The organism is Kitasatospora sp. NPDC041917, from assembly GCF_055589745.1.
Genome location: NZ_JBVJBI010000027.1, coordinates 83,178 through 95,133, shown reverse-complemented (window position 1 = coordinate 95,133; position 11,956 = coordinate 83,178). Strand labels below are relative to the sequence as shown.

Below are 11,956 nucleotides of genomic sequence, written 5' to 3'. Positions count from 1 at the left end.
GCATCGCCTGCACCACCTCCGTGCTGGCGTACGACACCGCCTACCACCCCAGCAAGACCACCACCACGATCCCCGGCACCGAGATCGGCCAGGGCACCACCCCGTTCACCTACACCTGCCAGGCGGTCCACAACCCCGTCACCGGCGCGGTGACCGACGACAATCGCTCGGCCGTCGGCGACATCGCCGCCCAGACGGTCCACTACGCCTACGACGTCTTCGGCCCGAGGGATCACCAACGCCCGCCTCGCCCGTGCCCAGCTCGGCCAGGGCGACCTCGAACCCGCCGTCACCACCGCCATGGCGATCCCGGCGGGGTTGGCCGCGCACCCACGGGTCGCCGGCATGGCTGATCGACCTCTACGCGGACGTCCGAGCGCCGCTGCTCCACCTCCCCAACTACGCCGTCGCCACGTTCGCCGAACGCCTCGACCGCCACGGCGGCGAGCCCGGCTTCGAGACCGTCATCGGCTACGACAAGGACCAGCCGATCGGCTACGCCTACGGCAACACCATCCGCTCCGGCGAGCGCTGGTGGACCCGGATGTCCAAGCCGATGGATCCCGACCTCACCACCAGCCCGGTCTTCGCCCTCAAGGAACTCGGCGTCCGCACACCGTGGCGCGGCACGGGCGCCGCCCGCCGCATCCACGAGAGCCTCGCGGGCAGCCGCCCCGAAGAGCGGATCACCCTGATGGTGAACCCCGCCGCCGGCGACGGCAAAGTGCTCGCGCTGTACGAATCCTGGGGCTACTCAGCCGTCAACGAGGTCCAGCCGAACCCGGACGCACCGCCGCTCATGGCCATGATCCGGAAGTGCGCGCTCCGAGCATCCGAGCGGGCTTGGGAGCAGTCGCCGGTCCCGCCCGGCTCGGCCGGACAGAACTCCTGGTCGGACTGCCTCCAGCTGGCAAGCATTCGGCGAATGGAGACCTCCTGCAGGCGTGCCACCCGCCCGCACCCGCACGTCGCCGCGTCACCCGCCAGCGGGGCCCAGCACCCCCAGCGGATGACGCGGCGTCGTTTATGGTCTAGCCTTCGGGGTCCTGCTGCGGGATCGGCGCGTCGACGACGTCCACGACGAACTCCGAGGTACCGCTGCCCTCGTAGTCGACGTCACGACGGCTGTGCAGCCGCGTGTGCACCCTCACTCAGCGCCCCTCGGCGCTCGCACCGGCCGCCACGCCGAGTACAGCACGGACGAGCGTGAGACCGGGATGCGGCTCCTTGCTCGTCCAGGTGTTCAGGAGGTCGACCCCGGCAAGGAGTTCCCACGAACGTGGCTCGGCGCTGGCCGGCACCGACACCTCGTCATTGCGGAGCTGGACCACCCAGTCGACGTTGCCGTCGCTGCCGCGCTCGTTCGACATGCGGATTCCGAGGCCGATCGCGTAAGCGCCCTCGAGATGGTCTTCGAGCTCGTCGTCGATCCGGCTGAAGTGGACAGCCTCGCGGACGATCTCGATCGGCCCGAAGCTGCTGAAAGCCCTCATCTCCGGCGGGCACTCGTCCTTGAGGTACCGCCTCGTGGCCATCTGGACGGCCTTGGGGAGGCTGTCCAGCACAGCCTGCAGCGCGACGTCATCGCGGTCCGCCAAGTACGCACCTACAGCGTCACGGCGCATGTTCCGCCTTCCCTACCTGCGCCCTGAGCGCCGGCCGCCCAGACGCATGCCGCCGAACACCAGGGCGGCGAGGAACAGGACGATCCCGATCACGAGCAGCCACAGCAGGCCCTTCACGAGGGCGCCGACGAAGCCGAACACCACGGCGATCAGGACGATGAACAGAAACAGTGCCATCGCGGTTCCGCCTTTCTCACTTGTCGCGCTTCAGAGCGCCCTTCACACGGTCGGCGACGTCGCGCACGCCGTCCTTGACGTCCGCGGCGGCCTGCTTGAGCTTCGACTCCGCCTGGTCGGCCTGCCCGTCGCCCTTCAGCTCCTGGTCACCGGTCAGGTCCCCGACCTTCTCCTTGGCCTTGCCGGTCACGTTCTGCATCTTGTTCGACAGGTCACCCATCGATTGCTCCGTCCATCCGTCAGTGCGCGAATCCCACTGTCTGATCATGCACCTTTGCCCGGTTTCAGGGGTTTTATGCTCGCGGCATGCCGATGAGGCGCGGGCCGTCCTGAGGGGACCGCCTGGGCGGGGCGGACGGCGGCGCGAGGCGGTACGCGGGCCGGGGGGATCGACGCCGCGTGCCGCCGGCCTGCTGACCGCGGGCAGGCGCGCGGTTCAACGAGCCTCTCCCGCGGACGGGCACGGGTGGCGGGCCGGGCCGCCGGGGGTGTCGGGGCCCTGCGGGGGCCAGGGCTGGGTGGCGAGCCGGCGGCGCAGGGCGTCGAGGCGGGCGAGGCGGGTGTCGAGGACGGTGCGGGCCGCGGTGCTCTGTTCGCGGATCCGCAGTTCGATGGCGGTGAGGCGGTCCTCGATGTGCTGCCACCGGTCCTGGGCCAGGGCCGGGGTCGAGTGGTCAGGCGCGTCGTTGGTCACTGTCATGGCGGAGGCGGTCGGTGCGGTCGGTGAGGTCGTCGAGGCGGGCGGCGAGGTCGGGATGGGCGTCACCGAGGTGGGGGCGCATACCGGTCAGGGGCGCTATGAGGTCGGCCGGGTCGGTGGCGCCGAGGGCGGTGCTGAGGGCGTCCAGGGCGGGCCCGGCTTCGGGGGTGTGGCCGGGGGCGGCGGCGATCCGGGCGGCCAGGACGCGCAGGCCGGCGGCGTGGTCGCGGGCCCAGGCGTCGACGGCGCGGTCGGCGGCACGGCGGTCGCGCACGGCCTTGACCCGTTCCGCGCCGGTAGCGGTGGCGTCGGTGGTGTCGGTGGTGGTGCGGGCGGGGCGCAGGCGCAGGTAGCGGTTCTCGGCGGCCTGGCGGCTGGCGACGCCCATGGGTTGGGCGAGGTCGGCCCAGGTGGCGCCTGCGGCGCGGGCGGCCTCGACCATCGGGGCCTCCCAGTCGGCGAGCTGGGTACGCACCTCCCGCAGCAGCACGAGGGCGGCCAAGGCCTGCTCGGCACCGCCTCCCGGTACGCCGTGGCCTGCGGGACGGCCGGGTTCCCCGGCCGTGCGCACGGCGTCGTCGATGGCCGCGAGCGCCGCGGCGGCGGCGAGGAAGGAGACCGGCTCGGGCCTGGCTGCGGGCTTCGGGGGCTTTGCGCTCATGCGGTCATTCTACGGACGACGCGCAGCAATTGTCATCGGATGGATGACGTGCTACAACGGTGTCAGGTGAAGCGCACTGGCACCCAACGATCAATGGAGGTGTTTCGCGATGCTGCTGCGCACTGACCCGTTCCGCGAGCTGGACCGGCTGACCCAGCAGTTCCTCAACACGACCGGTACCTGGTCGCGGCCGACGCCGATGCCGATGGACGCCTACCGCGCGGGCGAGGAGTACGTGATCTGCTTCGACCTGCCCGGGGTGGACCCGCGGGCGCTCGACATCGACGTCGAGCGGAACATGGTGACCGTCAAGGCCGAGCGCCGTCCGCACCGACAGGGTGACGACGTGAAGTGGGAGCTGTCCGAGCGCCCGCTCGGTGTGTTCTCCCGGCAGGTCATGCTCTCCGACACCCTCGACCCGGAGGGGATCACCGCCGACTACGACGCCGGCGTGCTGACCCTGAAGATCCCGGTCGCCGAGAAGGCCAAGCCCCGCAAGATCGCCATCGCCCACGGCGACGGCCACAAGCAGATCCAGGCCTGACCTCTCCCCGAGCCGTCCCGTGCCGCCCCGCAATCCCCCCGGCGGCGCGGCACGGGACACCCCGGCCCTGGCCTGACCTTCCGGACACGCCCGCGCCCCGCGGGACCAACGGACAGCGAGCCGCCCCATGACCACCCCGGCACCACAGTTCACGGTGAGGGTGTGCGGCGAGATCGACCTCGACACCGCCGCGGACCTGCGCCGCGAGCTGTCCCGCGCGCTGGTGGACCACCGGCAGGTGGTGCTCGACCTGTCACAGGTGACGTTCATGGACTGCTCGGGACTGAATGTCCTGCTGGAGGCCCGCAACCAGGCCGACCGAAACGGGGGGCACCTGGCCCTGCGCGGCATCTCCCGCCCGGTGGCCCGGCTCCTCGAACTGACCGGCCTGACGACCTGGCCGGCCCCGGCGCCGTGCCCGCCCGGCCGCACGGCCCAGACCCGGCGTCCGCCGCCGATCGGAGGGAGGAACCCGCCATGACACTGCACTGGGAGGCGTTCCTGGACCAGGTCCGGGAACGCGGCGAATACGACACAGCCCAGGAAGCCGAACACTGCGCGCACGTCGTCCTGGCCCTGCTCGGCGCACACCTGGTCGGCGCCGTGCGCTCGGACCTTGCGGCCCGCCTGCCCGAGACGCTCGCCCTGGTCCTGCTCAACCCGCTGCAGGCCACCGAACCGCTCAGCCCCGAACGGTTCGTGCGCGCCACCGCCGCCTGGATCGAAGGCGCCACCGAAACCACCGCCTTGTGGGACATCGGCGCCGTCCTGTCCACCGTCGCCGACGCCGCCGGCGACCAGCTCATGGAACAGGTCCTGCTCCAACTGCCGCCCGGCTACGACGTGCTCTTCGGCCGCCCCGCCGCCGGACAACACCCCTGACCCCCATCACGGCCGCCCCGGCGCGGCGGCCCACGCCTGGAAGGCCACCCCCATGACCCGGCACCGCCACCTGATCCAGCAGGTCCGCACCCTCGGCCGCTACCCCAGCGACGACGAAGCCGAACGCGCCCTCGCCGCCGTCCTGGCGCTGCTCGGCTCCCAGCTCACCGGCGACGAACGCTGCGACCTCGCCACCGCACTCCCCGAGCGGGCGCGCGCTGTCTTCGCTTCCCAGATCCCCCTGCCCCAACCGGTCTCGGCCCCCGCCTTCGTCGAAGCCGTCGCCGACGCCCTCGGCACCACCCTCGCCGCAGCCCGCTGGGACACCTCCACTGTCCTGGCCGCCCTGACCGACCTCGCCGACGACCACCTCACCGACCGCATCCTTCACCAACTGCCCCACGGCTGGGCCCTGCTCTTCGGCCGCGCCGACCTCACCCCAATCGCGGCCTGAACCGCCAACCATGACGTGGCGGCGACCGCGCATGCCCAATCGACCGGCTCACCTCGTCGGCCGGGACCTCCGCGACGGCCCGTTTCCAAGGCCAGGGCTCGTCACCACTCCCCGGGTGACCCGACCGCGGGCGCGGCCGTGCTGCGGAGCCGGCCGGGTGTCGCGCCCGCTGGACCAACGCCGGCCGCCGACGGACCGACCGGACCGGGGGCGGGATGTCGCGGGCTGCTGTCCGGGCCGGAACCACCGGCCGCGCCGGAAGATGTCGACGGCCTCGTCCACCGCGCCATACGCGAACCTGCGCACCCCGCCAACCCACCGGAGCGCGGACCGGCGAGCGGCCGTTCGAGCCCGTCTGCTTTTCGCCAAATCGCCACGGTGTGCCCGGACGGGCCGCCGGAGTCCCGAACCATCAGGTTCCAGACACTGCTGCCTTGCCCACAGGGGTCGCCCGCTCAGGGCATCGGGACGGCGTCCAGGCAGGGGTGGCGGCCGTCGTATGCGGCGGGCGCGGACAGTACGGTCGCCACGTCGCCGTCGATCCGCATCCGCCACTGGCCGGAGGCGTCCGTCCAGACGTGGCCACCGCTCGGGGCGACGTCTTCGCTCAGGTGCACCGGGAGCACCGTGGGCCGGGCGTGCGCGCCGACAGGTCCGGGCAGCGTCACCGCGTAGCGCCGGTGAACGGACATGGCCACCACCTCTCGTGGCTCGGGCGCCCGGGCACTGCCTCCAGCCTGCCCGGGTGCGCGCCCGGCTGTCCAGGCGCGGGCCTCGCGCCCTTTCTTTGGCCACGCTCACCTCGGCGGGCCGCCCGCCACACCTGCGGGCCCGCACACCCCGCACGGGGGCGCCGGGTTCTCGGGGCGCCATCGGCCTCTGGCCGCCTGCCCCACCGTACGCCGCACGCCGGGAGCGCGGGCCGGCAGTCACGGTGTCCGTTCTGCGGGCAGGACGATCGTCATGGCGCGCGGCAGGGTGCGCTGCGGGGAACGGATCTCGGGTTCCTCGCCCTCGCCGGTGGTCTCGTCCTGGTCCGGTCGACTGCGCGGGGCGGGGCCGATGCCGAAGAAGATCCGCAGGGCCGCGCGGAGAGCGGCGGCGCCGGTGACGGCGGAGGCGGCGACGAACACGGCGGGCAGCCACGGCTGCCACCGGCCGCGGCGTCCTCGCTCAGGGCCTTGCCGAGGCCCGTGCCGAACGGCGGCATCCCGGCCAGGGCCAGGGCGCCGGCCACGAACAGCACGCCGACTGTGCGCAGGTCACGTGCCTTGCCGTGCGGGCCGTGCTCGTCGACGGAGCCGTAGCGGTCCAGCAGGACGCCCGTGAGGGCGAACAGTGCGGCCTTCACCAGGCCGTGCGCGGCGACGTACACCGCGGTGCCGGTGGCGCCGTCGGGGGTGAGCAGGGCGACGGCGATGAGGAACAGGCCGACGTGGCTGATGGTGGAGAACGCGAGCAGGCGCTTGAGGTGGCGCTGCTGCCAGCACATCAGGGCCCCGAGCAGGGCGGTGAGAAGGCCGAGGGCGGTGAAGGTGGTGCGGAAGGCCTGGTGGGGGATGCCGCCGGGGCCGGAGAAGACGGTCCGGTAGATGCGGGCGATGCCGTTCCCCAGGCCGTTGTTCGATTGCCGGCCGCCTGGCGACACCGCGACGCAGGCGGCGCGTCCACGCGCCATCCAGGGCCCAGCCGTGTCATGGGCTCCAGGTCAATCGGGAGGCTCCGGCGGGCGGGGGTGCCCGGGTTCCGGCGGAGCCGGTTCCGTCGGCTCGCGCGGGGCGGGCGGGGCGGGCGGTTCGGGCGGAGGCTCGGGCGAGCCGGGAGGCGCGGGCGGATCCGGCGGCACCGGAGGCTCGACCGGCTCCGGCGGACCGGGCGGCCGCGGGGGCTCGGTCGGTGGCAGGGGGTTGGTGTCGGGGTCGGGCGGTACGGGAACGGTACCCACGGTCACCAGCTCCTATCGGCCCAGGGCGTGTTCGAGTTCCTTCTTGTTCATCTTCGAGCGGCCGTGGACGTTGCGCTGCTTGGCCTCGTTGTACAACTGCTCGTACGTGGGACCCTGCGAGCCGCTGTGCGAACGCAGACCACCTCGACGGGAGGACGAGATGTCCTTCACCGAGCTGCGGCTGGCGGTCTTCGACTCCCCGTGCCGGGCCCTCTCCTTGTTCACGGTGCGCGCGGCGATCTCCTTGGCGCGCTTCTCGCTCTCACCGCGCTCCAGCGCGCTGTCCTTGATGTGCTCGTACTGCCGCTCCCGTTTGGGAGTCGATCCGCGAGGCATGATCAGACACTCCTTTCCGACGACTCCGGGGCGCGTGTTCCCCGCATCCGTGAGAGGAACCCGCCACCGGCGCCGGGCAAACCGGCTTGCACCCGTCCGGCCGCGCGACGCCCCGCGTCGGCGAGGGCGCCGAAGGCGTGCGCCACCTGCTGCTGGGGGCTGCGGTCCCGGGCCCGGTCGTCGAACCGGCCGTGCGCCCCGAAGTCCCGCCGGGCATCGACCGGCTCGAACAGGTTGTCCGGGTCTGTGGCGCGGCGCCGGCGGTCTTCCTGCTGGGAGCCGAAGCCGGTGCGGGCCGGGTAGCGGTCCAGCAGCCCGGGCACGACGGCGTTCGCCACCAGGGTGGCCACCGTGCTGCCGCCGACCCAGTACTCGCGCCGCCCGGGGTGGTCGGCCGCGTACAGCACGGCACAGGCGGCGACCTCGGGCTGGTAGATCGGCGGCACCGGCTGCGCCCGGTTGGGCAGTCGGGAACGGACCCAGTCGAACTGCGGGGTATTGACGGCCGGCATCCGCACCATCGTGGTCCGCACCCGCGCGCCGGAGGCGAGCAGTTCGCAGCGCAGCGCCTCGTTGACGCCCTGGATGGCGTGCTTGGCGCCGCTGTAGGCGCTCTCTCGGCCCGTTCGGCGTCGGCTTCCACCGCGTCCGTGTCGGCGACGTCGGCCTCGATGGCGATGACCTCGGCGGCGCCGGCCAGCTTGGCCTCCCGCGCGGCCGCCTCGAGGCCGGTCCGGCCGCGGGCGATCAGCGCGAGCCGGTCCCCGTGGGCGGCGAATGCCTCGGCGCAGGCGCGGCCGATGCCGCCGCTGGCCCCGGTGATGACGACGGTGCGGCATGCAGCTTCCATAGGTTCCATGCTGCTCCGGGTTTCCCGGAGACGGCGAGGCAAACGGTCCGGCGCCGCGTGCGTGGCCGGTTGTCGGGTCGTAGCGTCGACAGGGTGGACCTACCCAGGGCGTGAACGAAGGAGGCCTCGATGCCGGCCGCAGCACTGTTCGATGTCGACGGCACACTGCTCGACACCAGCTACTGCCACACCGTCGCCTGGGCCGAGGCGCTCGGCCAGTTCGGCCACACCCCGGCGATGGCCCGCATTCACGGGGCGATCGGCATGGGCGGCGACCAGCTCCTCGACCACCTGCTGGGTGAGGACCGCGACCGCGAGCAGGATGAGGCGATCAGCGCGGCACACCAGGCGCTCTTCGCCCGCTTCTGGCCGCGCCTGCGCGCCTTCGACGGCGCCGGCGGCCTGCTGCGGGAACTGAAACGGCGCGGCTGGACGATCACCCTCGCCTCCTCCGCCTCAGCACGCGACCTTCAGGTGATGCGACGCGCGCTGGACGCCGACGACGCGATCGACCATGCCACCAGCGCCGACGACGTCGAGGCCAGCAAGCCCGCCCCCGACCTCGTCCACGCCGCCCTGGCCGAGTCCGGCGCCAAGCCGGACCAGGCGCTGTTCATCGGCGACACCCCCTGGGACGTCCAGGCCGCCGCCGGGGCCGAAGTCGCGTGCGTGGCGGTACTGTCCGGCGGCTTCGGCGAACGGGCTCTGCGAACGGCCGGAGCCCTCGAAGTCCACCGCGACGTCAGCGAACTCCTCACCCGCCTCGACAGCAGCGCTCTCGGAGACCCGACCCGCTACACGACGCAGCCCGGTTAGCCGCCCGGACGTGGGCGACACCGGCGGCTACGCGGTCTCCGCGGAGTTCTACGACCTCCTGCAGGCCGAGACCGACCGCCGTCTGGCCGAGCGGCGCTTCGCCCCGGCCGCCACCCGGGCCCGCCACGCGGTCCTGGATGTCGGCGCCGGCACCGGCATCGTCACCGAGGTCCTGCTGCGCGCCTCCAGCGTGCCCGTCCACGCCGTCGAACCGGCCCCGGCCATGCGCGCCGCCCTGCTGTCGCGCCTGGCCCACCTCGGGGCGGACCAGCGCGCCCGCGTCACCGTGCACCCCGAGCCCCTCGCGGCGGCAGGCCTGACGGCCGTGGCGGACCTCGCCGTCGCCTCCAACGTGATCGCCTGCCTGGATCCCCCGACGAGGCGCGCCACCTGGAGGGCGATCTCGGCCGCCCTCCTGCCGGGCGGCCTGCTCCTGTTCGATCCGCCACCCGCCGACCTGACCGGTGGGTGCGAGACGATGGGACGGCTCGGTCCGGTGCGGGTGGGCCCCGACCTGTACAGCGCCGACGTCACCCGCCGACCCGACCGCGGCATCCTGCGCGTGGTCTTCACCTACCGCGTCCAACGCGGGCAGGAGCTGCTGCGCGAGGCTCGGGAGGCGTTCGACATGTGGCCGGCCCCGCCCGAGCGTCTCACCGAGGAGCTCGAAGCCGCAGGACTGCACGTTGTGCAGGCCCCTGGATCCGGCCTCGTGGCGGCTCGCCGCCCCGCTTTCTAGACAACCCCGACCTTGCCCGCCTGCGGGTATCACATTCCGGGCGCCATGCCGCTGGACGACCCACAGCACGAGCGTTTGACTGGCACTCTGATGGATCCACCAGCCCGGCTACGCACGGATACGCAGCCACGCTGTGGGTCGGCTCGGTCTTCCATGGCCGGAAGGACTGAGCCGTCCGGCCCCCTCGCGCGAGCATGCCGTCAGAGTCGGCATCATCCGCTCGGCCAGCCCCACGCACCGCCCACACGCCACGGCGAACAGGCCGCGGGAATCGCACCGCGGCTTCGATCCCGTGCCGCACCCGATCAGTCGCCTGTCTCTCCTGGCGGTGTTCCGCCTGGTGCCCCGCCACCCTCGTCAGCCGGTTTCTCACCGGATGCCGGCGTGCAGCGACCGCCGCTGTCCCCCTCACCACCGTCACCTACGGCTGACTGGTCGCCACCGGCCAGGGCCCACCCCACACCGATGGTGACCCATCCACTCACCCTCCGAGCCGGGCCCTGCGGGGCTCGGCTCGGGTGGTGAACGGGGGGCTCGGCTCGGAGTCCTGCGGACGCTCGTGAAGCGCATCCCGTCGACGGGCGTGGCCGTGCGGCGGCCCCGGCCACTCGGACCGGGGCCGCGGCCAGGGGGTGCGGTCGACGACGGACGCTCAGCCAGGGGTGATCCGGCCGCGCCAGCCGCCCTCCTCCCGGCCCTCGTGCTCGATGAAGTCCTTGAAGCGCCGCAGGTCCCCCTTGACCCTCCGGTCGACCATGCCCAGCATGTCGCCGGCCCTCTCGGCCATGCCCTCGGGCTGGAAGTCGATGGCCAGGTTGACCCGGGTGTGCCGGTCGTCCAGCCGCTGGAAGGTCACGACGCCCTTCTGGCGCACGTCGCCGTCCGTCGTCCGCCAGGCGATCCGCTCGTCGGGCAGCTGGTCGACGATCTCGGTGTCGAACTCGCGGGTGACACCGCCGATGCTGGTCCGCCAGTGATTGTGGCGATCATCCAGCTGGGTCACGGCCTCGACGCCTTCCATGAAGCGCGGGAACTCCTCGAACAGGGTCCACTGGTTGTACGCGGTGTGCAGCGGGACGTCGACGTCGACCGTCTCCTTCACCGTGCTCATCTGGGCCTCCTCGCGGGGTTTGGCGGCCGGGGCCTTCCCGGCCCGCCCGCGCGCCTTCCCGATGCGCCGCGCCCTAAGCACCGCCACGTTCATCCCGCGGGGCCCGGCCGGTGGGTGGCATGGGGGCTGCGCACTCGTCAGGGAAGCAGGTTTGGCGGACGCGGGCCCGGCTAGGCGCCCGGCATGGACTCCTCACTGCACACTCACCCGTGGTCCCGGCGGCTGCGCCGCGCGCTCGACGCGCCGGCCCGTTGGGAGTTCCTCGACACAGCCGCCGAACCGCTCGCCGGCGCGGTGGCCGGGCTGCCGCTCGGGCCGTACCGCGACGCCCTGCACGGCGTGTGGCTCGGGCACCCGCTGCACCCCGCACTGGTCCAGTTCCCGCTCGGCTGCTGGCTCTCCGCCGGGCTGCTGGACTGGACTCCCGCCGCGCACCGCGGCGCCGACCGTCTGGTGGCGGCGGGCCTGCTGGCCGCCGGCCCCACCGCGCTCGCGGGCTGGGTCGACTGGGCCCGGCTCGACCCGCCGCGCCGACGCACCGGGCTGGTCCACGCCGGCGTCAACACGACCGGCGTACTGCTGTACGGCGCCTCGCTGGCGGCCCGCTGCCGTGGTCGGCGGATGCACGGCCGACTGCTGGGCCTGGCGGGGCTGGCCGCCGTCTCGGCGGGCGCCGCGCTCGGCGGGCACCTGTCCTATCGGCAGGCCGCCGGTCCGAACCGCGCGGCGGCGGTGCCCCCGCTGGCGCCGTCGGACTGGGTCGGGCTGGGCGTGGTCGACGACTTCCCGCCCGCCGAACCGGTCCGCCGCATGGTCGGCGAACTGGCCGTGGTGGTGGTTCGCGACGGGGACGACTGCCATGTGCTCGCGGACCGCTGCGCCCACCTCTCCGGGCCGCTCTCGGAGGGCACGCTGATGGACGGCTGCCTGCGCTGTCCATGGCACGGCAGCGAGTTCCGGCTGCGGGACGGCGAGGTGGTGCACGGACCGGCCACCGCCCCGCAGCCGGTGTTCGAGACCCGGGTGCTCTCCGGACACCTGGAGATCCGGCTGACCGAGCCGACCTGACCGGTCCCACCGGGTCGCTGTTCGCGCCCGGCACGTCCGCCCGTCGCA

Annotated in this window: 17 protein-coding genes and 1 pseudogene; 8 read left to right on the top strand and 10 right to left on the bottom strand. The window is 73.2% G+C overall.

The genetic code is table 11. The features are described 5' to 3' along the window. Nucleotides 1-20 precede the first annotated feature (20 nt). Nucleotides 21-353, top strand: a complete 333-nt coding sequence (locus tag ACZ6EM_RS28050; protein ID WP_465773520.1) for a hypothetical protein — start codon at nt 21-23, stop codon at nt 351-353. A gap of 798 nt (nt 354-1,151) precedes the next feature. On the opposite strand, the gene ACZ6EM_RS28045 is transcribed toward ACZ6EM_RS28050, so the two are convergent. The 5 genes from ACZ6EM_RS28045 to ACZ6EM_RS28025 all read right to left on the bottom strand — a co-directional run bounded on the left by ACZ6EM_RS28045 (nt 1,152) and on the right by ACZ6EM_RS28025 (nt 3,163). Then, complete coding sequence (locus ACZ6EM_RS28045) at nt 1,152-1,598, bottom strand: hypothetical protein (RefSeq protein ID WP_465773519.1); 447 nt, start codon at nt 1,596-1,598, stop codon at nt 1,152-1,154. Nucleotides 1,599-1,637: 39 nt separating this feature from the next. After that, complete coding sequence (locus ACZ6EM_RS28040) at nt 1,638-1,802, bottom strand: hypothetical protein (protein WP_401055222.1); 165 nt, start codon at nt 1,800-1,802, stop codon at nt 1,638-1,640. A 16-nt stretch (nt 1,803-1,818) separates the two neighbouring features. Continuing rightward, on the bottom strand, nt 1,819-2,022 hold the full coding sequence (locus ACZ6EM_RS28035; RefSeq protein WP_401055223.1) for a CsbD family protein: 204 nt from the start codon (nt 2,020-2,022) through the stop codon (nt 1,819-1,821). 216 nt (nt 2,023-2,238) lie between these two features. Beyond that, nucleotides 2,239-2,502, bottom strand: coding sequence for a hypothetical protein (locus ACZ6EM_RS28030; RefSeq protein ID WP_452179747.1), 264 nt, complete (start codon nt 2,500-2,502; stop codon nt 2,239-2,241). Beyond that, complete coding sequence (locus tag ACZ6EM_RS28025; protein ID WP_452179746.1) at nt 2,477-3,163, bottom strand: type III effector protein; 687 nt, start codon at nt 3,161-3,163, stop codon at nt 2,477-2,479. The genes ACZ6EM_RS28030 and ACZ6EM_RS28025 overlap by 26 nt, the downstream gene beginning before the upstream one ends. A gap of 109 nt (nt 3,164-3,272) precedes the next feature. Here ACZ6EM_RS28025 and ACZ6EM_RS28020 point away from each other — a divergent pair, with 109 nt between their 5' ends. From ACZ6EM_RS28020 to ACZ6EM_RS28005, 4 genes are all read left to right on the top strand, one after another. Then, nucleotides 3,273-3,707: an Hsp20/alpha crystallin family protein gene (locus tag ACZ6EM_RS28020; RefSeq protein ID WP_452179745.1), complete on the top strand. Its 435-nt coding sequence runs from the start codon at nt 3,273-3,275 to the stop codon at nt 3,705-3,707. A 127-nt stretch (nt 3,708-3,834) separates the two neighbouring features. Then, on the top strand, nt 3,835-4,188 hold the full coding sequence (locus ACZ6EM_RS28015; protein WP_465773518.1) for an STAS domain-containing protein: 354 nt from the start codon (nt 3,835-3,837) through the stop codon (nt 4,186-4,188). Beyond that, nucleotides 4,185-4,589, top strand: coding sequence for a DUF2267 domain-containing protein (locus tag ACZ6EM_RS28010; protein ID WP_401049091.1), 405 nt, complete (start codon nt 4,185-4,187; stop codon nt 4,587-4,589). Before ACZ6EM_RS28015 ends, ACZ6EM_RS28010 begins: the two co-directional genes overlap by 4 nt. 52 nt (nt 4,590-4,641) lie before the next feature. Beyond that, nucleotides 4,642-5,043, top strand: a complete 402-nt coding sequence (locus ACZ6EM_RS28005; protein WP_401049089.1) for a DUF2267 domain-containing protein — start codon at nt 4,642-4,644, stop codon at nt 5,041-5,043. Nucleotides 5,044-5,498: 455 nt separating this feature from the next. Here the strand turns inward: ACZ6EM_RS28005 and ACZ6EM_RS28000 are convergent, their stop codons facing one another. The 4 genes and pseudogenes from ACZ6EM_RS28000 to ACZ6EM_RS27985 form a co-directional block, all read right to left on the bottom strand. After that, the gene (locus tag ACZ6EM_RS28000) at nt 5,499-5,735 is read right to left on the bottom strand and encodes a DUF6296 family protein (RefSeq protein WP_401049087.1); all 237 of its coding nucleotides are present in this window, start codon (nt 5,733-5,735) and stop codon (nt 5,499-5,501) included. Between the two features lie 269 nt (nt 5,736-6,004). Beyond that, a complete protein-coding gene (locus tag ACZ6EM_RS27995; RefSeq protein WP_465773517.1) occupies nt 6,005-6,721 on the bottom strand; it encodes a proton-conducting transporter transmembrane domain-containing protein in 717 nt (238 codons plus the stop codon). Between the two features lie 279 nt (nt 6,722-7,000). Continuing rightward, a complete protein-coding gene (locus tag ACZ6EM_RS27990; RefSeq protein WP_452179740.1) occupies nt 7,001-7,324 on the bottom strand; it encodes a plasmid stabilization protein in 324 nt (107 codons plus the stop codon). 2 nt (nt 7,325-7,326) lie between these two features. Further along, nucleotides 7,327-8,183 (bottom strand): annotated as a pseudogene (locus ACZ6EM_RS27985) (SDR family NAD(P)-dependent oxidoreductase). A gap of 120 nt (nt 8,184-8,303) precedes the next feature. On the opposite strand from ACZ6EM_RS27985, the gene ACZ6EM_RS27980 reads away from it, so the two are divergent. Together ACZ6EM_RS27980 and ACZ6EM_RS27975 are read left to right on the top strand one after the other, a co-directional pair. Continuing rightward, nucleotides 8,304-8,990: an HAD family hydrolase gene (locus ACZ6EM_RS27980; RefSeq protein ID WP_465773516.1), complete on the top strand. Its 687-nt coding sequence runs from the start codon at nt 8,304-8,306 to the stop codon at nt 8,988-8,990. A gap of 10 nt (nt 8,991-9,000) precedes the next feature. Further along, the gene (locus ACZ6EM_RS27975; RefSeq protein WP_465773515.1) at nt 9,001-9,729 is read left to right on the top strand and encodes a class I SAM-dependent methyltransferase; all 729 of its coding nucleotides are present in this window, start codon (nt 9,001-9,003) and stop codon (nt 9,727-9,729) included. A 652-nt stretch (nt 9,730-10,381) separates the two neighbouring features. Here the strand turns inward: ACZ6EM_RS27975 and ACZ6EM_RS27970 are convergent. Beyond that, nucleotides 10,382-10,840 carry an SRPBCC family protein gene (locus ACZ6EM_RS27970; RefSeq protein ID WP_465773514.1) on the bottom strand — a complete coding sequence of 153 codons (459 nt, stop codon included), beginning with the start codon at nt 10,838-10,840 and terminating at the stop codon, nt 10,382-10,384. 183 nt (nt 10,841-11,023) lie between these two features. On the opposite strand from ACZ6EM_RS27970, the gene ACZ6EM_RS27965 reads away from it, so the two are divergent. Further along, nucleotides 11,024-11,908 carry a Rieske (2Fe-2S) protein gene (locus ACZ6EM_RS27965; RefSeq protein ID WP_465773513.1) on the top strand — a complete coding sequence of 295 codons (885 nt, stop codon included), beginning with the start codon at nt 11,024-11,026 and terminating at the stop codon, nt 11,906-11,908. Nucleotides 11,909-11,956: the final 48 nt, after the last annotated feature.

What these genes read in the sequence shown, in the direction of transcription:
- ACZ6EM_RS28040 (WP_401055222.1), bottom strand. Translation starts at nt 1,802, where the DNA reads ATGGCACTGTTTCTGTTCATCGTCCTGATCGCCGTGGTGTTCGGCTTC.
- ACZ6EM_RS28035 (WP_401055223.1), bottom strand. Translation starts at nt 2,022, where the DNA reads ATGGGTGACCTGTCGAACAAGATGCAGAACGTGACCGGCAAGGCCAAG.
- ACZ6EM_RS28030 (WP_452179747.1), bottom strand. Translation starts at nt 2,502, where the DNA reads ATGACAGTGACCAACGACGCGCCTGACCACTCGACCCCGGCCCTGGCC.
- ACZ6EM_RS28025 (WP_452179746.1), bottom strand. Translation starts at nt 3,163, where the DNA reads ATGAGCGCAAAGCCCCCGAAGCCCGCAGCCAGGCCCGAGCCGGTCTCC.
- ACZ6EM_RS28020 (WP_452179745.1), top strand. Translation starts at nt 3,273, where the DNA reads ATGCTGCTGCGCACTGACCCGTTCCGCGAGCTGGACCGGCTGACCCAG.
- ACZ6EM_RS28015 (WP_465773518.1), top strand. Translation starts at nt 3,835, where the DNA reads ATGACCACCCCGGCACCACAGTTCACGGTGAGGGTGTGCGGCGAGATC.
- ACZ6EM_RS28010 (WP_401049091.1), top strand. Translation starts at nt 4,185, where the DNA reads ATGACACTGCACTGGGAGGCGTTCCTGGACCAGGTCCGGGAACGCGGC.
- ACZ6EM_RS28005 (WP_401049089.1), top strand. Translation starts at nt 4,642, where the DNA reads ATGACCCGGCACCGCCACCTGATCCAGCAGGTCCGCACCCTCGGCCGC.
- ACZ6EM_RS28000 (WP_401049087.1), bottom strand. Translation starts at nt 5,735, where the DNA reads ATGTCCGTTCACCGGCGCTACGCGGTGACGCTGCCCGGACCTGTCGGC.
- ACZ6EM_RS27995 (WP_465773517.1), bottom strand. Translation starts at nt 6,721, where the DNA reads ATGGCGCGTGGACGCGCCGCCTGCGTCGCGGTGTCGCCAGGCGGCCGG.
- ACZ6EM_RS27990 (WP_452179740.1), bottom strand. Translation starts at nt 7,324, where the DNA reads ATGCCTCGCGGATCGACTCCCAAACGGGAGCGGCAGTACGAGCACATC.
- ACZ6EM_RS27980 (WP_465773516.1), top strand. Translation starts at nt 8,304, where the DNA reads ATGCCGGCCGCAGCACTGTTCGATGTCGACGGCACACTGCTCGACACC.
- ACZ6EM_RS27970 (WP_465773514.1), bottom strand. Translation starts at nt 10,840, where the DNA reads ATGAGCACGGTGAAGGAGACGGTCGACGTCGACGTCCCGCTGCACACC.
- ACZ6EM_RS27965 (WP_465773513.1), top strand. Translation starts at nt 11,024, where the DNA reads ATGGACTCCTCACTGCACACTCACCCGTGGTCCCGGCGGCTGCGCCGC.